Genomic DNA, 19,055 nt, shown 5'->3' with positions numbered 1-19,055 from the left:
GCTGCGCGCCCACTCAGCCGGGCCGGAGATTTTAGGGCAGCGACTGGGGTCTTGCCTCGTGGCGCCCGCTACGCCCTTGTGCTAAGCGCGGCGGTGCCGCGTCCCGGCACCCCGGAAAAGCTCAGAACAGCACGCGGCTGCGGATGGTGCCGTTCACCTTGGCCAGCTTCTCCAGCGCCAGGTCGGACGAGGCGGCGTCGATGTCCATCACCACGTAGCCGACCTTCTCGTTGGTCTGCAGGTACTGCGAGGCGATGTTGATGTTGTTGTCCGAGAAGATCTTGTTGATCTCCGACAGCACGCCCGGCACGTTCCGGTGGATGTGCAGCAGGCGGTGCTTGCCGGGGTGCGCGGGCAGCGCCACCTCGGGGAAGTTGACCGACGAGATCGAGGTGCCGTTGTCGCTGTACTTGACCAGCTTCTCCGCCACTTCCCCGCCGATGTTGGCCTGCGCCTCCATGGTCGAGCCGCCGATGTGCGGGGTCAGGATCACGTTGTCCAGGCCGCGCAGCGGGGACACGAACTCGTCCTTGTTGCTGCCCGGCTCGACCGGGAACACGTCGATGGCGGCGCCCCAGAGCTTCCTGGCCTTGATGGCGGCGGCCAGGGCGTCGATCTCGACGACGGTGCCGCGCGCGGCGTTGATCAGGATGCCGCCCGGCTTCATGGCGGCGATTTCGGCCTCGCCGATCATCCACTTGGTGGACGGCAGCTCGGGCACGTGCATGGTCACGATGTCGCTCTGGGCCAGCAGGTCGTGCAGCTTGGGCACCTGGCGGGCATTGCCCAGCGGCAGCTTGCTGACCACGTCGTAGAAGGCCACATGCATGCCCAGCGCTTCGGCCAGCACGGAAAGCTGGGTGCCGATGGAGCCGTAGCCCACGATGCCCAGCGTCTTGCCGCGGATTTCGTGCGAATTGACGGCCGACTTGAGCCAGCCGCCGCGGTGCGCCAGGGCGTTTTTCTCCGGGATGCCGCGCAGCAGCAGGATGGCCTCGGCCAGCACCAGTTCGGCCACCGAGCGGGTGTTGGAGTAGGGAGCGTTGAAAACCGCCACGCCGCGCTCGCGGGCGGCGTCCAGGTCGACCTGGTTGGTGCCGATGCAGAAGCAGCCCACCGCCACCAGCTTAGGCGCGGCCGACAGCACGTCGGCCGTGAGCTGGCTTTGCGACCGGATGCCCAGGAAGTGCACGTCGGCCAGCTTGGCCTTGAGCTCTTCGCCCTGCAGGGCCTTGGGCAGGGTCTCGATCTGACTGTAGCCGGCCTCGCGGATCACCTCGATGGCCGAAGGATGAATGCCCTCAAGAAGAAGGAACTTGATCTTGCTTTTGTCGAGAGAGGTTTTGCTCATTCCCGAAGGCTAGCATGGTGCAGCGCAGCAAGCCGATGCACCAAACAGGAGCGCGGATGGTCAAAAGGGTTTCCCCGGTTTGAGTGAAATCGCGTTCATGCGAAAACAATCGCCGCGAAACGTTCATATTCGTAACCTAATATCGCGGGTTTCTCAAACCCTCAGGAGTTTTCTTCATGCGCTTCAAGACGCTCGCCATCGCTTCGGCGCTGGCCACCTCGCTGGTGATGCCAGTTCTCGCCCAGGCCCAGACTGAAATCCAGTGGTGGCATTCGATGGATGGCGCCCTGAACGACTGGGTCAACGACCTGGCCAAGCAGTTCAACGAGAGCCAGAAGGACTACAAGGTCGTTCCCACCTACAAGGGCGAATACGACCAGTCCATGGCCGCCGGCATCGCCGCCTTCCGCTCGGGCAACGCGCCCGACATCCTCCAGGTGTTCGAAGTGGGCACCGCCACCATGATGTACTCCAAGGGCGCCATCAAGCCCGTGGCCGACGTCATGAAGGAAGGCGGCCAGAAGTTCGACCCCAAGGCCTACATCCCCGCCGTGGCCGGCTACTACACGGCCCCCAACGGCCAGATGCTGTCGTTCCCGTTCAACAGCTCGACGACGGTGTTCTATTACAACAAGGACGCCTTCAAGACCGCCGGCCTGGACCCTGAAAAGGCCCCCGCCACCTGGCCTGAGGTCGTTGCGGCCGCCGCCAAGCTCAAGGCCAGCGGCAACCAGTGCCCGTTCACCACCTCTTGGATGAGCTGGGCCCAGCTCGAGAGCTTCTCGGCCTGGCACAACACCTCGTACGCCACCAAGAACAACGGCTTCGGCGGCCTCGACGCGCGCCTGGAATTCAACTCGCCGCTGCACGTTCGCCACTTCGAGAACCTGTCCAACATGGCCAAGCAGGGCCTGTTCGTCTACAAGGGCCGCGCCAGCAAGCCCATCACCTCGTTCACCTCGGGTGAATGCGCCATGTTCATCGGCTCGTCGGGCAGCTACGCCAGCGTGAAGCGCGACGCCAAGTTCAAGTTCGCCGAGTCGGCGCTGCCGTACTACCCGGACGTGCAGGGCGCGCCCCAGAACACCATCGTCGGTGGTGCCAGCCTGTGGGTGATGTCGGGCAAGCCGGCCGCCAACTACAAGGGCGTGGCCGCGTTCTTCACCTTCCTGTCGAGCCCCAAGGTCCAGTCCGAGAGCCACATGCGCACCGGCTACCTGCCGATCACCATGGCTTCCTATGAGCTGACCGAGAAGACCGGCTTCTACAAGGAAAACCCGGGCACCGACGTGGCCGTGAACCAGATGATCAAGAAGACGACCGACAAGTCGCGTGGCGTGCGCCTGGGCAACCTGCCCCAGATCCGCGCCATCGAAGACGAGGAAACCGAGCTGATCTGGACCGGTAAAAAGACGCCGAAGGAAGCCCTGGACAGCGCCGTCAAGCGCGGAAACGAACTTTTGGTGAAATTCCAGGCCGCAAACAAGTAAGCTCTGCACCCGGCGAATCGGCGCGAACGAATGTTCGTTTCGGTTCGTTTTAACATCGCAAGCCAGCCTGCCCCCGTGCAGTGCTGGCTGTTTGCTTATTTAGTGTGTCTGTGACCTGAACGCCCTCTCCCATGGAAAAACGCGTCCTCTTCCGCTCGAGCTGGCTGCCCTGGGCTTTGCTCGCCCCGCAGCTGATCATCGTCGGCGTCTTCTTTTTCTGGCCCGCCGGCCAGGCGCTGGTGCAGTCGCTGCAGCAGCAGGATGCCTTCGGCAATTCGGTCACATGGGTCGGATTCGACAATTTCGTGGCGCTGTGGAACGACAGCACCTACATGGCGTCGTTCCAGACCACGCTGATCTTCTCGACGCTGGTGACGGTGCTCGGCCTGTCCATCGCGCTGGTGCTGGCCGTCTTTGCCGACCGCGTGGTGCGCGGCTCGCGCTTCTACCGCAGCGTGCTGATCCTGCCGTACGCGGTGGCGCCGGTGGTCACCGGGCTGCTCTGGTCGTTCATGTTCTCGTCGTCGATCGGCATCGTCGCGTACTGGCTCAAGAAGATGGGCTTCAGCTGGAACCACCTGCTCAACGGCGGCGACGCGATGGCGCTGGTCGTGATGGCGGCGGTCTGGAAGCAGATCTCGTACAACTTCCTGTTCTTCCTGGCGGGCCTGCAATCGATCCCTAAGTCGCTGATCGAGGCCGCGGCCATCGACGGCGCGCGCCCGATGCGCCGCTTCTGGACGATCCAGTTCCCCCTGCTCACCCCCACCACCTTCTTCCTGCTGGTGATCAACATGGTGTACGCCTTCTTCGACACCTTCGCGATCATCGACGCCACCACGCAGGGCGGCCCCGGCAAGGACACCGCCACGCTGGTCTACCGCGTGTACTTCGACGGCTTCCGCGGCATGGACTTCGGCGGCGCGGCCGCGCAGTCGGTCGTGCTGATGGCCATCGTCATCTGCCTCACGGTGCTGCAGTTCCGCTACGTCGAAAAGAAGGTCCAGTACTGATGACCTCCCCCCTCATGCAACTCGATCCCACCACCACGGAGGCCCGCCATGGTTGAGCGCCGCCCCTCCCTCGGCATCCTCGCGCACGCGATCATGATCTTCGGCGTGCTGCTGGTGGTCTTCCCGATCTACCTGGCCTTCGTCGCCTCCACGCACACGCCGCAGGAAATCATGCAGGCGCCGATGCCGATCCTGCCCGGCGCCAACTTCTGGGAAACCTACAAGGCCGCGCTGACCGGCGGCGGGCGCACCAGCACCAACGTGTCGGTGGCCCGCATGATCTGGGTCAGCTCGGTCATCACCTTCATCATCACCTTCGGCAAGATCAGCATCTCGCTGCTGTCGGCCTTCGCGGTGGTGTACTTCCGCTTCCCGCTGCGCAGCCTGTGCTTCTGGCTGATCTTCATCACGCTGATGCTGCCGGTCGAAGTGCGCATCGGCCCGACCTACCAGGTGGTCGCCAGCCTCGGCATGATCAACACCTTCGCCGGGCTCTCGGTGCCGCTGATCGCCTCGGCCACGGCCACCTTCCTGTTCCGCCAGTTCTTCCTGACGGTGCCCGACGAGCTGGTGGAAGCCGCCCGGGTGGACGGCGCCGGGGCCATGCGCTTCTTCAAGGACATCCTGCTGCCGCTGTCGAAGACCAGCATCGCGGCGCTGTTCGTGATCCAGTTCATCTACGGCTGGAACCAGTACCTCTGGCCGCTGATCGCCGCGACCAGCGAGAACATGTACCCGATCGTGGTCGGCATCAAGGCCATGACCGGCAACGGCGAATCGCCCGTGGACTGGAACGTGGTCATGGCCACCGCCGTGCTCGCCATGCTGCCGCCGGGCATCGTGGTGGTGCTGATGCAGAAGTGGTTCGTCAAGGGCCTGGTAGATACCGACAAATAAACGCAGAACGAACGAAACATGGCTGCTCTCTCTCTACGCAACGTCATCAAGCGCTACGGCCACGGGCCGAAAGCCAACCAGGTCATCCACGGCGTGAGCGCCGAGATCGCCGACCACGAATTCATCGTCATCGTCGGCCCCTCGGGCTGCGGCAAGTCGACGCTGCTGCGCATGGTGGCCGGCCTCGAGGAAATCTCGGCCGGCGAAATCTCCATCGGCAACCGCGTGGTGAACAACCTCGAGCCGTCCGAGCGCGACATCGCGATGGTGTTCCAGAACTACGCGCTCTACCCGCACATGACGGTGTTCGCCAACATGGCCTACGGCCTGAAGATCCTCAAGGTGCCGGTGCCCGAGATCAAGGCGCGCGTGGACAAGGCCGCGAAGATCCTCGAGCTGGGCCACCTGCTGGAGCGCAAGCCGCGCGAACTCTCCGGCGGCCAGCGCCAGCGCGTGGCCATGGGCCGCGCCATCGTGCGCCAGCCGCAGGTGTTCCTGTTCGACGAGCCGCTGTCCAACCTCGACGCCAAGCTGCGCGCGCAGACCCGCCTCGAAATCCAGAAGCTGCACCGCGAGCTCGGCATCACCTCGCTGTTCGTCACGCACGACCAGGTCGAGGCCATGACGCTGGCGCAGCGCATCATCGTGATGAACGGCGGCGTGATGGACCAGTTCGCGACGCCCGAGGAGGTGTACAACCGCCCAGCCACCACCTTCGTGGCGAGCTTCATAGGCTCGCCGCCCATGAACCTGCTCAAGCACGCGCCGGGCGTGCGCCCGGGCCAGATCCTGGGCATCCGACCCGAACACATGAAGCTCGACGAAAGCGGCTGGTCGGTGCAGGTCGAGCAGGTCGAGCTGCTGGGCGCCGAGCGCCTGGTGTACGGCCGCATCGGCGACGAGCAGATCATCATGCGCACCGACGAAGGCGACCGCCCGCCGGTGGCCGGCGACACGGTGAAGATCGCCGCGCGCGAAGAAAAGCTGCACTGGTTCGACGCCGGCTCCGGCAAGCGCGTGGATTGAACGATGAGCGAGCTGAAGCCCTGGCCCTACCCCCGCTGGGTCGCGCATCGCGGCGCCGGCAAGCTGGCGCCTGAAAACACGCTGGCCGCCTTCAGGCTGGGCGCGGCCCACGGCTATCGCATGTTCGAGTGCGACGCCAAGCTCAGCGCCGACGGCGTGCCGTTCCTGATGCACGACGCCAAGCTCGAGCGCACCACCAGCGGCCGCGGCATCGGCGGCGAGCAGCCCTGGAGCGCGCTGTCGCAGCTCGACGCCGGCGGCTGGCATTCGCGCGGCCATGCCGGCGAGCCACTGCCCACGCTGCAGAACATCGCGCGCTTCTGCCTGGCCAACGGCCACCTGCTGAACATCGAGATCAAGCCCACGCCGGGCGTCGAGCGCGAGACCGGCGAGGTGGTGGCGCGCGAAGCCGCCCGCCTGTGGCAGGGCGCGGCCGTGCCGCCGCTGCTCACCTCATTCCAGGTCGATTCGCTGAAAGGCGCGCAAGCGGCCCAGCCCGAGCTGCCGCGCGGCCTGCTGCTCGACTCGCTCTGGAAGGGCTGGCTCGAAGCCGCCCGGCAGCTCGGCTGCGTGGCCATCGTCTGCAACCACGCGCTGTGGGACGCCGGCGTGGTCGCGCAGGTGCACGGCGCCGGCATGCGCGCGCTGAGCTACACGGTGAACGACGAGTGGGCCGCGAAGCGGCTGATCGACCTCGGCACCGACGGCATCATCACCGACCGGGTCGACCTCTTTCCTCCGGCCGGCTGAGGCTGCATTTCTTACCGGTTCTTACGCAATGGCGGCTTCTATGATGCGGCCATGAGTTGGACCCTACGTTTCGCGACCTTCTGCCTCGCCGCGCTGCTGATGTGCGGCGGCGCAATGGCGCAGCCCGACAGCAGCAACAACAGCGGCACCGCCACAGCCGTCGCTCCGACGCCCACGGTCGCCGAACTTCGCGCCCAGTTCAACAAGCTCAGCGCCGCCGCCGAAACCGACGATGACGCGCGCAAGCTGCTCACGCAGATCAACGACATCGGCACGCAGGCCGACAAGTTCGTCGCCGCGCGCACCGGCGAGCTGGCCGACCTGAACGCCCGCCTCGGCGAGCTCGGCAACCCGCCCGGGGCCGGCGCCACCGAAGACCCCGACATCACCCGCCAGCGTGCGCGCCTGACCAAGGAGCGCAACGCGCTGGACGCCGACATCCGGCTCGCGCGGCTGCTGTCGGTCGACGTGCGCCAGCGCGGCACCGACCTCGTCACGCAGCGCCGTGAACTGTTCGAGGCTCAGCTCACCGAGCGCGCCGCCTCCCCGCTCACCGGACGCTTCTGGACCGACCTGCAGGACGCCTGGCCCGACGACCTGGAACGGCTGCGGACCATGGGCTCGGCGCTCAGCGCGGGTTTCGACCAGGCACTGGCGCCCGCGTCGCTCACGCTGGTGATCGCGACACTCATCGGTGCATTGCTGTTGGCATGGCTGGGCGTCTGGGCCGCCGAGCGCCTGCTCACCCGGCTCGCGACCCGGATGCTGCCTGCCGGCCGGCTGCGGCGCTCGCTGCTGGTGATCGGGATCGTGGGGAGCCATGTGCTGCTGGTGGCCGTGGCGGCGCATGGCTTCGTGGAGGTGCTCAAGGCGCACGCCACATGGGATCCGCTGGCGCGCAAGGCGCTGCAGTCCTCGGCGCAGGCGCTGACCTTCATGGCTTTCGTCATCGGCCTGGGCCGCGCCCTTCTGGCCACGGCCCGGCCGTCATGGCGGCTGCCGCCGATTCCCGACGCCACGGCCAGCAAGCTCGCGGCGCTGCCCTGGCTGGTGGCGCTGGTGGCGGCACTGGCCTGGACGCCGGCCGAAGTCAACGCGCTGGTCGACGCCAGCTTTGCCGCCGTGGTAGCCACGCACGTGCTCACGGCGCTGATCCTCACCGCGCTGGTCGGCACGGTGATCTACCGGCTGAAGGCCCTGCGCGCGGACGCCCCCGCAGCCGGCCTGCCCGAGCGGCCGATGTGGGTCGGCCTGCTGGTGGCGCTGATCGGCGCGCTGATGATCGCCATCTGGGTGCTGGTGGGCCTGGGCTACGTGGCGCTGGGCAGCTTCCTGGCCTCTCAGCTCACCTGGACCGGCATCGTGGCGGCGGCTTTCTACGTGCTGTTCAAGTTCGCCGACGACGTGTTCATGGCCATCGCGTCGTCGCGCAGCGCCTTCGGCCAGAAGCTGCAGAAGAGCTTCGGCCTCGCGCCGCAGACGCTGGACCAGGCTGCAACGGTGCTGTCGGGCATCAGCCGCGTCGCATTGTTCGTGTACATGCTGATCGCACTGGCCGCGCCGCTGGGCACCTCGCCGGGCGAGGTATTCCAGCGCGGCGGCAAGCTCGGCTCCGGCGTGAAGGTGGGCGAGTTCCAGCTGGTGCCGGGCGCGATCCTCAGCGCGCTGACGGTGGCGGTGGTGGGCTTCATCATGCTGCGGGTGTTCAAGCGCTGGCTCACGCGCAGCTACCTGCCGAACACGCAGTTCGAGCCGGGCATGCAGAGCTCCATCACCACGCTGCTGGGCTACGTCGGCGGCATCATGGTGATCGCGTTCACGCTGTCGGCGCTGGGCATCGGCATCGAGCGCATCGCGTGGGTGGCGAGCGCGCTGTCGGTGGGTATCGGCTTCGGCCTGCAGGCGATCGTGCAGAACTTCATCTCGGGGCTGATCCTGCTGGCGGAGCAGCCGGTGAAGGTGGGCGACTGGGTGGTGCTGGGCACGGCCGAGGGCGATGTGCGGCGCATCAACGTGCGCGCCACCGAAATCCAGCTGGGCGACCGCTCCACGCTGATCGTGCCGAACTCGGAGTTCATCACAAAGACCGTGCGCAACATGACCCTGGCCAACGCCGAGGGCCGCGTGCTGATCCGCCTGCCGATGCCGCTGACCACCGACGCGCAGCGCGTGCGCGAGCTGATCCTGGCGGCCTGCAAGGCGCATGAGGGCGTGCTGGAAACGCCGGCGCCCTCGCTCACGCTCGAAGGCATAGAGAACGGGCTGCTGATCTTCCAGGCCATCGCCTACGTGGCGAGCCCCCGGCTGGCGGGCGGGGTGCGCAGCGACCTGCTGTTCGTGATCCTGGACGAGCTGAAGAAGGCCTCGCTGCCGCTGGCGGTGCCGACGATGGTGATGGCGGCCGCGCCAGAGGCACCGGCGCCCGTCGTGCCTTCATCGCCCGCCTCGCCGATCCCCGGCGTGCAGAGCTGAGCGAAGCGCCGCGACGTCCTCACTCCAGAGGCAGCGCGGTGGTGAACTTGATCTCGTTGAGGCACACGCTCGAACGCACCGCCGACACCCCGGGCATGTGCATCAGCGTGTGCATCAGGAACTGCGAGAGCGACTCCAGGTCCTGCGCGACGACCTTGAGCACGTAGTCGAAGTCGCCCGTCACCGAATAGCACTCCAGGATCTGCTTCATGTCGGCGATCAGGTCCTGGAACTTGGGCAGTTCGTCGACATGGCCGCGCGCCATGGTCACGTGGATGAAGGCGATCACGCCCAGCCCGACCCGGCGCGCATTCAGCCGCGCCGCGTAGCCGTGGACCAGCCCCAGTTCCTCGAGCCGCCGATGGCGCCGCAGGCACTGGGCGGGCGAAAGATTGGCCACCTCCGCCAGCTCCAGGTTCGACGCGCGGCCGTTCGTCTGGAGGTGTTCGAGAATCCGCCGGTCGATCCGGTCGAGTTCGACTTCGTGCAATTTCATTTCCATTGATCCGTTGCGGATGCAATTTTATGGTGCAAAGCGGGGTAAGTCCGGACCTTTCATGCACCTTAATTGTGCAAAGTACGATCTAGACTCCGAGCGCCGGGATTGCTGCACGCATTCCCGGCCAGCTGGATTTACTGCCCCGGCCCCGCCGGCGGCGCACTCAGACGTATCCATTTCCCCTCCGGAGACCCCTACGTGAAAAACGCTTCGCTTCGCACACCCTTCAGCGCAACGGCCCTGGCCCTCGGCATGCTGGCCGCCGCGCCTTCGTTCGCGGCCGACACCAAGTCGGTGGCCGTGACGGCCATCGTGGAGCATCCGGCGCTGGACGCCGTGCGCGACGGCGTGAAGGCAGAGCTCAAGGCTTCGGGCTACGAAGAGGGCAAGAACCTCAAGTTCACCTATCAAAGCGCGCAAGGCAACGTGGGCACCGCCGCCCAGATCGCCCGCAAGTACGTGGGCGACGCGCCCGACGTGATCGTCGCCATCGCCACCCCGTCGGCGCAGGCCGTGGTCGCTTCGACCAAGACCATTCCGGTCGTGTACTCGGCCATCACCGACCCGGTGGCGGCCAAGCTGGTGAAGAACTGGGAGGCCAGCGGCACCAACGTGACGGGCGTGTCCGACCTGTCGCCGCTGGAAAAGCATGTTGGCCTCATCAAGCAGGTGGTGCCGAACGCCAAGCGCATCGGCGTGATCTACAGCCCCGGTGAAGCCAACTCGGTGGCCATCGTCGAATCGCTCAAGAAGGCCGCCTCGGCCGCCGGCATGACGGTGGTCGAGGCCGCCGCCGCCCGCACGGTGGACGTGCCGACCGCCGCCCAGAGCCTGGTCGGCAAGGCCGACGTCATCTACACGCCGACCGACAACAACGTGGTCTCGGCCTTCGAAGGCATCGTGAAGGTGGCCCAGCAGGCCAAGCTGCCGGTGGTTGCGGCCGACACGGCCACCGTGGAGCGCGGCGCCGTGGCCGCACTGGGCCTGAACTACAGCGACATCGGCCGCCAGACCGGCAAGATCGTGGTGCGCATCCTCAAGGGCGAGAAGCCCGGCACCATCGCCTCGCAGACCAGCACCAACTTCGAGCTGGTGGTGAACCCCGGCGCGGCCAAGCTGCAGGGCGTGACGCTGTCCGACGAGCTGCTGAAGACGGCGAAGGTCGTGAGCACCAAGTAAGCCCTTCGACGGGCCCGCGCCCCGGTCTCATCCACCGGAGCGGGCCCGTTGTTGCCTCGCCGCCTGCCGGAAGCCTCCCCACATGTCCCTCATCGCCTCGCTGGGCGCCATCGAGATCGGTCTGATATTCGGACTGGTCGCGCTGGGCGTCTTCATGTCGTTTCGCATCATCAATTTTCCCGACCTCACGGTGGACGGCAGCTTCCCGCTGGGCGCCGCCGTGGCCGCGACGCTGATCGTCGCTGGCTGGAACCCTGCGGCCGCCACCGCGGTGGCCTGCGTGGCCGGCGCCGCCGCGGGCTGGGTCACGGCCTGGCTCAACGTGAAGCTGAAGATCATGCAATTGCTCGCGAGCATCCTGGTGATGATCGCGCTGTACTCCATCAACCTGCGCGTGATGGGCAAGCCCAACGTGGCGCTCATCACCGAACCCACGGTGTTCAGCATGGTCGACTTCGGCGGCATGCCCGAGCAGTGGGCCAAGCCGCTGTTGCTGCTTCTCATCGTGATCGTCGCCAAGATCCTGGTCGACATGTTCTTCGCCTCGGAAGCCGGCCTGGCGATGCGCGCCACCGGCGGCAACGCGCGCATGGCGCGGGCCCAGGGCATTTCGACCGACTTCCACACCATGGCCGGCCTGGCGCTGTCGAACGCGCTGGTGGCGCTGGCCGGCGCGCTGTTCGCGCAGAGCCAGGGCACGGCGGACATCTCCATGGGCGTGGGCACGATCGTGATCGGCCTGGCCGCGGTGATCATCGGCGAGACGCTGCTGCCGGCGCGCAGCATGGTCATCACCACCCTGGCCTGCGTGCTGGGCGCACTGCTCTACCGCTTCTTCATCGCGATGGCGCTGAACACCGACTTCATGGGCCTGCAGGCGCAAGACCTGAACCTGGTCACCGCCGTGCTGGTGGCGTTCGCGCTGCTGGTGCCGGCCTACAAGCGCAAGCTGCGCGCGCTTTTCAAGGGGAAGAACTGATGCTGCGCACCCAACAACTCGAGATGACCTTCAACCCGGGCACCCCGATCGAGAACCGCGTGCTGCGCGGGCTCGGCCTGGAGATTCCCACCGGCCAGTTCGTCACCGTGATCGGCTCGAACGGCGCGGGCAAGTCGACCTTTCTCAATGCGGTGAGCGGCGACCTGATCGTCGACAAGGGCAGCATCGAGATCGACGGAAAAGACGTGACCCGCATGAACGCCTGGCAGCGCTCGGGCATGGTGGCCCGCGTGTTCCAGGATCCGATGGCCGGCACCTGCGAGGCGCTGACCATCGAGGAGAACATGGCGCTGGCCTGGAAGCGCGGCGAGCGGCGGGCTTTCGGCTTCGCGCTCAACCGCAACCTGCGCGAGCTGTTCCGCGAGAAGCTGTCCATTCTGAAGCTGGGGCTGGAGAACCGCCTGGCCGACCGCATCGGGCTGCTGTCGGGCGGCCAGCGGCAGGCGGTGAGCCTGCTGATGGCCTCGCTCAAGCCCTCGCGCATCCTGCTGCTCGACGAGCACACCGCCGCGCTCGATCCCAAGACCGCCGCCTTCGTGCTGGAGCTGACCGCCAAGATCGTCGAGGCCGGCCAGCTCACCGCGATGATGGTGACGCACAGCATGCGCCAGGCGCTGGACTACGGCTCGCGCACGGTGATGCTGCACGAGGGCCAGGTGATCCTCGATGTGGCCGGCCCACAGCGCGCCGGCCTCGACGTGCCCGACCTGCTGCGCATGTTCGAGCAGACCCGCGGCGAGAAGCTGGACGACGACAAACTGCTGCTGGCCTGATGGTGCCGGACGCCGCCTTCGTGCGCGCCATGCGCGCCGCCGACCTCGACGCCGTGCTGGCGATCCAGCTCGCCTGCTACGGCGCGGGCTTCGTGGAAGACGGCGAGCTGATCGCGCGCCGGCTCGCGGCCGCACCCCATACGGGCTGGGTCGCCGAGCATGGCGGCGGCGTGCGGGCCTATCTGGCGGGCTATCCGTCCGTGGCCGGCAAGCTGACGCCGCTGCACGGCGAGTTCGAAGTAGCCGCACAGGCCGATTCGCTGTACCTGCACGACCTGGCGGTGCACCCCGACGCCGCGGGGCTGGGCCTCGGCCCGCGGCTGGTGCGCCATGCCTGGGCGCATGCGGCGCAGGCCGGATGGCGGCATTCGACGCTGGTGTCGGTGCAGTCTTCGGTCGGTTTCTGGGAGCGCCAGGGCTATGCGGCAACGCAGCCCGATGGCGCCGAGCAGCAGGCCCGGCTGGCCACCTACCCCGGCCGGTCGGTCTACATGATCCGCCGGCTGGACCCGGCCTGAGCGGTTTTCAGCGGCGCCAGCCGCGCATCGCCAGCCATTGCACGGTGCCGCAGACCACCACGAGCGCGGCGTACGTCGCCATCATCCCGTCGCGCCCGAACACCGCCAGGCCGGCCGCCAGCACCGCGACACCGGCCGCGAAAACAAGCACCAGTTGCGCCCACCAGCGCGGTACGCCGGCACGCCTGCCGCCCAGGTAGCGGCCGGCGAACACCAGCACCAGCGCCATGAAGGCGGCCGGTGCGACGAAATTCAGCAGGTGATCGAGGAGGTCGGACAGGTCCATCGGGGGGCCGCATGCGTGCGGGAGGTCATGCGGCGGGGCTTATGGCTGTCATAGGGAAAGCCATTTGTCCCTGCGCAAGCCCGGCGCGGTTGCTGATTTTATAATCACGGCATGTCTGTCTGGGCTCTTGGCTTGAACCACACGACCGCGCCGCTCGATCTGCGCGGTCGTTTTGCGTTTGCGCTCGACCAGATCGCCCCCACGCTGCAGAGCCTGCGCAGTTCTTTCGGCGCCGGCCGCCACCCCCAGGTCGAGGCCGCGATCATCTCCACGTGCAACCGCACCGAGATCTATTGCGCGTCCGAGCACGCCGCACTCGACCACACTTTCGGCTGGCTGGCCCAGAGCGGCGGCGTGGCACCCGCCCTGCTTCGCTCGCACGCCTACACCCTGCATGACGACGAAGCCGCGCGCCACGCCTTCCGCGTGGCCAGCGGGCTCGATTCGATGGTGCTGGGCGAGGCCCAGATCCTCGGCCAGATGAAAGACGCCGTGCGCGCGGCCGAAACCGCCGGCGCACTCGGCAGCACGCTCAACCAGCTGTTCCAGCGCTCCTTTGCCGTGGCCAAGGAAGTGCGCACCGCCACCGAGATCGGCGCGCACTCCATCAGCATGGCCGCCGCGGCCGTGCGCCTGGCCGGCCAGCTCTTCGAAGACCTGCGCAAGACGCGCGTGCTGTTCGTCGGCGCCGGCGAAATGATCGACCTCGCGGCCACGCACTTCGCGGCCAAGGAGCCCAAGTCGATCGGCATCGCCAACCGCACGCTGGAGCGCGGCGAGAAGCTGGCCTCGCGCTTCGGCGGCGAAGCCCTGCGGCTGGCCGACCTGCCCGCGCGTCTGGCGGAGTTCGACATCGTCGTGAGCTGCACCGCGAGCACGCTGCCGATCATCGGCCTGGGTGCCGTGGAGCGCGCGCTCAAGGCACGCAAGCACCGCCCGATGTTCATGGTCGACCTGGCCGTGCCGCGCGACATCGAGCCCGAAGTGAAGGCGCTCGAAGACGTCTACCTCTACACCGTCGACGACCTCGCGCAGGTGGTGCAGCAGGGCCACGCCAACCGCCAGGCCGCCGTGGCGCAGGCCGAAGTCATCATCGACGCCGGCGTGCAGAGCTTCATGCACTGGCTGGGCCAGCGCGGCACCGTGCCGCTGATCCAGCAGCTCAACGCGCAGGCCGACGAATGGCGTGCCGCCGAGATGGCGCGCGCCCGCAAGCTGCTGGCCAAGGGCGAATCGGTCGAGGCCGTGCTCGAGGCCATGTCGCGCGGTCTCACGCAGAAGATGATGCACGGCGCGCTGGCCGAACTGCACGCGGGCGACGCCACCTCGCGCGAGCAGACCGCGCAGACCATCTCGCGCCTTTTCCTGCGCAAAGAGCGTTAGCGACGCTCGCCAGCGGCCCGGCCACGGCCTTCTCCTGGCCGGCCGCAGCCTTCATTGCGCCTGCCGCTGCATTGCGGCTTCCTCCCATTTTTCGAGCCCCTTCCGCCGTGAAATCCTTTCTGCGCCATCAACTCGAACGCTACGCACAGCGCCTCGGCGAACTCGACTTCCTGCTCTCGCGCGAAGACATCATGAGCGACATGGCGCAGTACCGCACCATCTCGCGCGAGCATGCCGAAGTCACCCAGATCGCCGGCCGCTACGAGCGCCACAAGCAGCGCGAGGCCGACATCGCCGGCGCCAGGGAAATGCTCGACGACCCCGACATGGCCGAGATGGCGCGCGAGGAAATCGCCGGCGCCGAAGCCGAACTGGTGCAGCTCGAGGAAGAGCTGCAGCGCCTGCTGCTGCCCAAGGACCCGGACGACGCGCGCAACGCATTCCTCGAAATCCGCGCGGGCACGGGCGGCGACGAATCGGCGCTGTTCGCGGGCGACCTGCTGCGCATGTACACGCGCTACTGCGAACGTGCCGGCTGGCGCTGCGAGATCGTGAGCGAGAGCGAGAGCGAACTCGGCGGCTACAAGGAAGTGGTGGTGCGCATCTCCGGCGACGACGTGTTCGGCCACCTGCGCTTCGAGTCGGGCGGCCATCGCGTGCAGCGCGTGCCGGCCACCGAGACGCAGGGCCGCATCCACACCAGCGCCTGCACGGTGGCCGTGCTGGCGGAGCCCGACGAAACCGTGGCCGTGCAGATCAACCCGGCCGACCTCCGCATCGACACCTACCGCGCGAGCGGCGCGGGCGGGCAGCACATCAACAAGACCGATTCGGCCGTGCGCATCACGCACATCCCGACCGGCATCGTGGCCGAATGCCAGGACGACCGCAGCCAGCACCGCAACAAGGCCAAGGCGCTGCAGGTGCTGTCGGCGCGCATCCAGGAGAAGGAGCGCAGCGAGCGCGCCGCCAAGGACGCCGCCATGCGCAAGGGGCTGATCGGCAGCGGCGACCGCTCGGACCGCATCCGCACCTACAACTTTCCCCAGGGCCGGCTCACCGACCACCGCATCAACCTCACGCTCTACAAGCTGCTGGCCATCATGGAAGGCGACCTCGGCGACGTGCTCGACGCCCTGCGCGCCGCGCGCGAAGCCGAGCAGCTGGCCGAGCTGGAATCGAGCCTGCCGGCGTGATGGCCACCGACGACCCCAAGCCGTCCACCGTGGCGCAGGCGCTGGCCGCCGGCATCGCGCTGGGCATCGACCGGCTCGACGCGCAGTTGCTGCTGCTGCATGCGCTCGGCCGCGCGCCGCACGACCGCGCATGGCTGCTGGCGCACGACACCGACGCGATGCCGGACACCGCGTGGTCCGCGCTCTCCGCGCAACTGTCGCGCCGCCTCGCGGGCGAGCCGGTGGCGTATCTGCTCGGCGAGAAGGAATTCCACGGGCTCGACCTGCGGGTCGATGCACGGGTGCTGGTGCCGCGGCCCGACACCGAGACGCTGGTCGAATGGGCCTTGCAGTGCCTCGAAGGCCATGCTGCGCCGCGCGTGCTCGACCTGGGCACGGGCAGCGGCGCGATCGCGCTGGCCCTCCAGCACGCGCGCACCGACGCGCGGGTCGACGCGGTCGATGCCAGCGCCGACGCGCTGGCGGTCGCGCAGGCCAACGCCCGGCGCCTGGGCCTGCCGGTGCGCTTCGCCTTGGCGAACTGGCTCGACGGCGCCGAGACCGGCTACGCGGTCATCGCCAGCAACCCGCCGTACATCGCCGCCAACGACCCGCACCTGCCCGCCCTGCGGCACGAGCCCGTCTCCGCGCTGGTCGCGGGTGCCGACGGGCTCGACGACATCCGCCAGATCGTCCGGCACGCCCCCGCGCACCTCGCGGAAGGCGGCTGGCTCTTGCTCGAACACGGCCACGACCAGGCCGCCGCGGTGCGCCAACTGCTCGCCGAACGCGGTTTCGCCGAAGTGCAAAGCCGCGACGACCTCGCCGGCATCCAGCGCTGCTCCGGCGGAATCTGGCGCACGGTGAAATAATCCCTTCAGCCCACTTTTCAGGAGTCCCCATGTCCGACGCCCAGCAACGTATCGACGATCTCGTCAAAACCAACGAACTCGTGCTCTTCATGAAGGGCAACGCCAGCTTCCCGATGTGCGGCTTCTCGGGCCGCGCGATCCAGATCCTCAAGGCGGTCGGCGTCGACACCAAGGCGCTCAAGACCGTCAACGTGCTCGAAGACGACGGCATCCGCCAGGGCATCAAGGAATACAGCAACTGGCCCACCATCCCGCAGCTCTACGTGAAGGGCGAATTCATCGGCGGCTCGGACATCATGATGGAGATGTACGAGTCCGGCGAGCTGCAGCAGGTCATCGGCGGCGGCGCTTCGGCCTGATCCGGCGGCTCCGCGATGAGCCACGATCACGGCCACTCGCACGGCCATTCACATGGTCATTCCCACGAGGGCGAACCGGCCTGGAAGCATGACGGCGTGCGCGTCATCGCCGCCAACCAGCTCGACGTGAACACCGCCCAGACGCCCGGCATGAACCGGGCGGCGGCCATCAATTTCGCCCGCGTCGGCGCGCAGAAACTCTGGGCCGGCACCGTGACCATCCATGCCGACGCCAAGACCGGGGCGCATCATCACGGGCATCTCGAATCGGTGATCTACGTCGTGCGCGGCCGGGCCCGCATGCGCTGGGGCGAGAAGCTCGAGTTCACGGCCGAAGCCGGGCCGGGCGACTTCATCTACGTGCCGCCCTACGTACCGCACCAGGAAATCAACGCCAGCGCCACCGAGACGCTGGAATGCGTGCTGTGCCGCAGCGATGGCGAGGCGGTGGCGGTGAATCTCGACATCGAACCCGTCGAGAAGCCCGAGTCGGTACTCTGGGTCGACCCGACCCATCCGCACGGCGGGATATAGGCGCTCCCCCAGGCTTCGCGCACTTCGTGTCGCTGCGCCAACCCCCTCGCCGGGGGCGCCACCAGCGGCCGGGCAAAGCCGGTTCCGCGGTGTCGCTGGAACAGACCCTCAGTCATGGCACCATGGCATTCTTCGCCGTGCCACCATGACCCTGACCCAAAGCCTGCTCATCATCGTCCTGCTGATCGCGCTGAGCGCGTTCTTCTCCCTTGCAGAGATCACCCTCGCAGCCTCGCGCCGCCTGCGACTGCGCCAGATGGCCGACGAGGGCGACCCCCGGGCCGAGAAGGTGCTGCGGGTGCAGGAGCAGCCGGGCCACTATTTCACCGTGGTGCAGATCGGCCTGAACGCCGTGGCCATCCTCGGCGGCGTGGTGGGCGAAGGGTCGCTCAGCCCCTATTTCGCCGTCTTCTTCGAGAAATGGCTGAGCGTGGAAGCCGCGGGCAACGTGGCGTTCCTGTGCTCCTTCGTGATCGTCATCGCGGTGTTCCTGGTGTTCGCCGACCTGTTCCCCAAGCGGCTGGGCATGAGCAACCCCGAGAAGCTGGCGGTGCGCATGGTCGGGCCGATGCTGCTGCTGATCACCACCTTCAAGCCGCTGGTGTGGTTCTTCACGCGCTGCACCGACCTGCTGTTCAAGGCGCTCGGCATGCCGATGGCGCGAGACGACAAGATCACCTCGGCCGACATCCTCGCGATGACCGAAGCCGGCGCGCGGGCCGGCGTGCTCGCGGTGCGCGAACAGCAGGTGATCGCCAACGTGTTCGAGCTGGAGACGCGCCTCGTCAGCAGCGTGATGACGGTGCGCGACAACATCGCGTGGTTCCTGCACGACGACCCCGAGACGGTGCTGCGCGCGCGCATCGTGGCCGAGCCGTTCTCGGCCTACCCGGTGTGCGACGGCGACATCGACCACGTGCTGGGCTACGTGGACGCCAAGGACATGTTCCAGCGCGTGCTCAGCGGCCAGCCGCTGGCCTTCGACCAGGGCCTGCCGCTGCACAAGGCACTCGTCATTCCCGACCGGCTGTCGCTGACCGAGGTGCTCGAGCAGTTCCAGCAGGCGCACGAAGACTTCGCGATCATCGTCAACGAATACAGCCTGGTGGTGGGCGTGATCACGCTCAACGACGTGATGAGCACGGTGATGGGCGACCTGGTGTCGATGCCCGACGAAGAGCAGATCGTGCAGCGCGACGAGAACTCGTGGCTCATCGACGGCATCACGCCCATCCAGGACGTGCAGCGCGCGCTGCACATCGACGAGCTGCCGCATTCGGAGGAATACGAGACGCTCGCGGGCTTCCTGATGGTGATGCTGCGCCGCGTCCCCAAGCGCACCGACAACGTCACCTGGGGCGGCTACACCTTCGAGGTGATGGACGTCGACAGCTACCGCATCGACCAGGTGATGGTCACCAAGGGCTCGGGCACCGCCAAGGCGCCGGCGGCCTGAAGATCCGGTGGCGTCCGGCTGC

General features: G+C 67.4%; 19 protein-coding genes. 16 read left to right on the top strand and 3 right to left on the bottom strand.

The window, feature by feature from the left end:
- Positions 1-121: 121 nt before the first annotated feature.
- Positions 122-1,351, bottom strand: a complete 1,230-nt coding sequence (gene serA, locus C4F17_RS24940) for a phosphoglycerate dehydrogenase (protein ID WP_106937037.1) — start codon at positions 1,349-1,351, stop codon at positions 122-124.
- Between the two features lie 176 nt (positions 1,352-1,527).
- On the opposite strand from serA, the gene ugpB reads away from it, so the two are divergent.
- The 6 genes from ugpB (at position 1,528) to C4F17_RS24910 (ending at position 8,999) form a co-directional block, all read left to right on the top strand.
- Positions 1,528-2,841 (top strand): sn-glycerol-3-phosphate ABC transporter substrate-binding protein UgpB, encoded by a 1,314-nt coding sequence (ugpB, locus tag C4F17_RS24935; RefSeq protein WP_081267953.1) that lies wholly within the window; start codon positions 1,528-1,530, stop codon positions 2,839-2,841.
- Between the two features lie 131 nt (positions 2,842-2,972).
- Positions 2,973-3,854 carry a sn-glycerol-3-phosphate ABC transporter permease UgpA gene (ugpA, locus tag C4F17_RS24930; RefSeq protein ID WP_081267952.1) on the top strand — a complete coding sequence of 294 codons (882 nt, stop codon included), beginning with the start codon at positions 2,973-2,975 and terminating at the stop codon, positions 3,852-3,854.
- Between the two features lie 48 nt (positions 3,855-3,902).
- Positions 3,903-4,751, top strand: a complete 849-nt coding sequence (gene ugpE, locus C4F17_RS24925; RefSeq protein WP_081267951.1) for a sn-glycerol-3-phosphate ABC transporter permease UgpE — start codon at positions 3,903-3,905, stop codon at positions 4,749-4,751.
- An 18-nt stretch (positions 4,752-4,769) separates the two neighbouring features.
- Positions 4,770-5,777 (top strand): sn-glycerol-3-phosphate ABC transporter ATP-binding protein UgpC, encoded by a 1,008-nt coding sequence (gene ugpC, locus C4F17_RS24920; RefSeq protein ID WP_081267950.1) that lies wholly within the window; start codon positions 4,770-4,772, stop codon positions 5,775-5,777.
- Positions 5,778-5,780: 3 nt separating this feature from the next.
- Positions 5,781-6,527 carry a glycerophosphodiester phosphodiesterase gene (gene ugpQ / locus C4F17_RS24915; RefSeq protein WP_106937036.1) on the top strand — a complete coding sequence of 249 codons (747 nt, stop codon included), beginning with the start codon at positions 5,781-5,783 and terminating at the stop codon, positions 6,525-6,527.
- A gap of 51 nt (positions 6,528-6,578) precedes the next feature.
- Positions 6,579-8,999, top strand: a complete 2,421-nt coding sequence (locus C4F17_RS24910; protein ID WP_106937035.1) for a DUF3772 domain-containing protein — start codon at positions 6,579-6,581, stop codon at positions 8,997-8,999.
- A 19-nt stretch (positions 9,000-9,018) separates the two neighbouring features.
- On the opposite strand, the gene C4F17_RS24905 is transcribed toward C4F17_RS24910, so the two are convergent.
- Positions 9,019-9,489: an Lrp/AsnC family transcriptional regulator gene (locus tag C4F17_RS24905; RefSeq protein ID WP_106937701.1), complete on the bottom strand. Its 471-nt coding sequence runs from the start codon at positions 9,487-9,489 to the stop codon at positions 9,019-9,021.
- Between the two features lie 261 nt (positions 9,490-9,750).
- On the opposite strand from C4F17_RS24905, the gene C4F17_RS24900 reads away from it, so the two are divergent.
- The 4 genes from C4F17_RS24900 (at position 9,751) to C4F17_RS24885 (ending at position 12,968) form a co-directional block, all read left to right on the top strand.
- Positions 9,751-10,677, top strand: a complete 927-nt coding sequence (locus C4F17_RS24900) for an ABC transporter substrate-binding protein (RefSeq protein WP_106937034.1) — start codon at positions 9,751-9,753, stop codon at positions 10,675-10,677.
- Between the two features lie 82 nt (positions 10,678-10,759).
- Positions 10,760-11,656, top strand: a complete 897-nt coding sequence (locus tag C4F17_RS24895) for an ABC transporter permease (protein ID WP_106937033.1) — start codon at positions 10,760-10,762, stop codon at positions 11,654-11,656.
- Positions 11,656-12,450 carry an ABC transporter ATP-binding protein gene (locus tag C4F17_RS24890; protein ID WP_106937032.1) on the top strand — a complete coding sequence of 265 codons (795 nt, stop codon included), beginning with the start codon at positions 11,656-11,658 and terminating at the stop codon, positions 12,448-12,450. The genes C4F17_RS24895 and C4F17_RS24890 overlap by 1 nt, the downstream gene beginning before the upstream one ends.
- On the top strand, positions 12,450-12,968 hold the full coding sequence (locus tag C4F17_RS24885) for a GNAT family N-acetyltransferase (RefSeq protein ID WP_081267944.1): 519 nt from the start codon (positions 12,450-12,452) through the stop codon (positions 12,966-12,968). Before C4F17_RS24890 ends, C4F17_RS24885 begins: the two co-directional genes overlap by 1 nt.
- Before the next feature lie 7 nt (positions 12,969-12,975).
- Here C4F17_RS24885 and C4F17_RS24880 read toward each other — a convergent pair whose 3' ends face one another.
- Entirely contained in the window at positions 12,976-13,254 is a 279-nt protein-coding gene (locus C4F17_RS24880; RefSeq protein WP_081267943.1) for a hypothetical protein, read from the bottom strand.
- A 111-nt stretch (positions 13,255-13,365) separates the two neighbouring features.
- On the opposite strand from C4F17_RS24880, the gene hemA reads away from it, so the two are divergent.
- The 6 genes from hemA (at position 13,366) to C4F17_RS24845 (ending at position 19,033) form a co-directional block, all read left to right on the top strand.
- A complete protein-coding gene (gene hemA / locus C4F17_RS24875; RefSeq protein ID WP_081267942.1) occupies positions 13,366-14,637 on the top strand; it encodes a glutamyl-tRNA reductase in 1,272 nt (423 codons plus the stop codon).
- A gap of 107 nt (positions 14,638-14,744) precedes the next feature.
- Positions 14,745-15,833: a peptide chain release factor 1 gene (prfA, locus tag C4F17_RS24870; RefSeq protein ID WP_106937031.1), complete on the top strand. Its 1,089-nt coding sequence runs from the start codon at positions 14,745-14,747 to the stop codon at positions 15,831-15,833.
- The gene (prmC, locus tag C4F17_RS24865; protein ID WP_106937030.1) at positions 15,833-16,684 is read left to right on the top strand and encodes a peptide chain release factor N(5)-glutamine methyltransferase; all 852 of its coding nucleotides are present in this window, start codon (positions 15,833-15,835) and stop codon (positions 16,682-16,684) included. The genes prfA and prmC overlap by 1 nt, the downstream gene beginning before the upstream one ends.
- Before the next feature lie 29 nt (positions 16,685-16,713).
- Positions 16,714-17,043, top strand: a complete 330-nt coding sequence (gene grxD, locus C4F17_RS24860; RefSeq protein WP_081267939.1) for a Grx4 family monothiol glutaredoxin — start codon at positions 16,714-16,716, stop codon at positions 17,041-17,043.
- Positions 17,044-17,058: 15 nt separating this feature from the next.
- Positions 17,059-17,577, top strand: a complete 519-nt coding sequence (locus C4F17_RS24855; RefSeq protein ID WP_081267938.1) for a cupin domain-containing protein — start codon at positions 17,059-17,061, stop codon at positions 17,575-17,577.
- Positions 17,578-17,722: 145 nt separating this feature from the next.
- Complete coding sequence (locus C4F17_RS24845) at positions 17,723-19,033, top strand: hemolysin family protein (protein ID WP_081267937.1); 1,311 nt, start codon at positions 17,723-17,725, stop codon at positions 19,031-19,033.
- Positions 19,034-19,055 lie beyond the last annotated feature (22 nt).

It is taken from the genome of Variovorax sp. PMC12 (assembly GCF_003019815.1).
In the GTDB taxonomy this organism is placed as follows: Bacteria; Pseudomonadota; Gammaproteobacteria; order Burkholderiales; family Burkholderiaceae_C; genus Variovorax.
This window is presented reverse-complemented; position numbering and strand designations above follow the sequence as displayed.

What these genes read in the sequence shown, in the direction of transcription:
- serA (WP_106937037.1), bottom strand. Translation starts at nt 1,351, where the DNA reads ATGAGCAAAACCTCTCTCGACAAAAGCAAGATCAAGTTCCTTCTTCTT.
- ugpB (WP_081267953.1), top strand. Translation starts at nt 1,528, where the DNA reads ATGCGCTTCAAGACGCTCGCCATCGCTTCGGCGCTGGCCACCTCGCTG.
- ugpA (WP_081267952.1), top strand. Translation starts at nt 2,973, where the DNA reads ATGGAAAAACGCGTCCTCTTCCGCTCGAGCTGGCTGCCCTGGGCTTTG.
- ugpE (WP_081267951.1), top strand. Translation starts at nt 3,903, where the DNA reads ATGGTTGAGCGCCGCCCCTCCCTCGGCATCCTCGCGCACGCGATCATG.
- ugpC (WP_081267950.1), top strand. Translation starts at nt 4,770, where the DNA reads ATGGCTGCTCTCTCTCTACGCAACGTCATCAAGCGCTACGGCCACGGG.
- ugpQ (WP_106937036.1), top strand. Translation starts at nt 5,781, where the DNA reads ATGAGCGAGCTGAAGCCCTGGCCCTACCCCCGCTGGGTCGCGCATCGC.
- C4F17_RS24910 (WP_106937035.1), top strand. Translation starts at nt 6,579, where the DNA reads ATGAGTTGGACCCTACGTTTCGCGACCTTCTGCCTCGCCGCGCTGCTG.
- C4F17_RS24900 (WP_106937034.1), top strand. Translation starts at nt 9,751, where the DNA reads ATGCTGGCCGCCGCGCCTTCGTTCGCGGCCGACACCAAGTCGGTGGCC.
- C4F17_RS24895 (WP_106937033.1), top strand. Translation starts at nt 10,760, where the DNA reads ATGTCCCTCATCGCCTCGCTGGGCGCCATCGAGATCGGTCTGATATTC.
- C4F17_RS24890 (WP_106937032.1), top strand. Translation starts at nt 11,656, where the DNA reads ATGCTGCGCACCCAACAACTCGAGATGACCTTCAACCCGGGCACCCCG.
- C4F17_RS24885 (WP_081267944.1), top strand. Translation starts at nt 12,450, where the DNA reads ATGGTGCCGGACGCCGCCTTCGTGCGCGCCATGCGCGCCGCCGACCTC.
- C4F17_RS24880 (WP_081267943.1), bottom strand. Translation starts at nt 13,254, where the DNA reads ATGGACCTGTCCGACCTCCTCGATCACCTGCTGAATTTCGTCGCACCG.
- hemA (WP_081267942.1), top strand. Translation starts at nt 13,366, where the DNA reads ATGTCTGTCTGGGCTCTTGGCTTGAACCACACGACCGCGCCGCTCGAT.
- prmC (WP_106937030.1), top strand. Translation starts at nt 15,833, where the DNA reads ATGGCCACCGACGACCCCAAGCCGTCCACCGTGGCGCAGGCGCTGGCC.
- grxD (WP_081267939.1), top strand. Translation starts at nt 16,714, where the DNA reads ATGTCCGACGCCCAGCAACGTATCGACGATCTCGTCAAAACCAACGAA.
- C4F17_RS24855 (WP_081267938.1), top strand. Translation starts at nt 17,059, where the DNA reads ATGAGCCACGATCACGGCCACTCGCACGGCCATTCACATGGTCATTCC.
- C4F17_RS24845 (WP_081267937.1), top strand. Translation starts at nt 17,723, where the DNA reads ATGACCCTGACCCAAAGCCTGCTCATCATCGTCCTGCTGATCGCGCTG.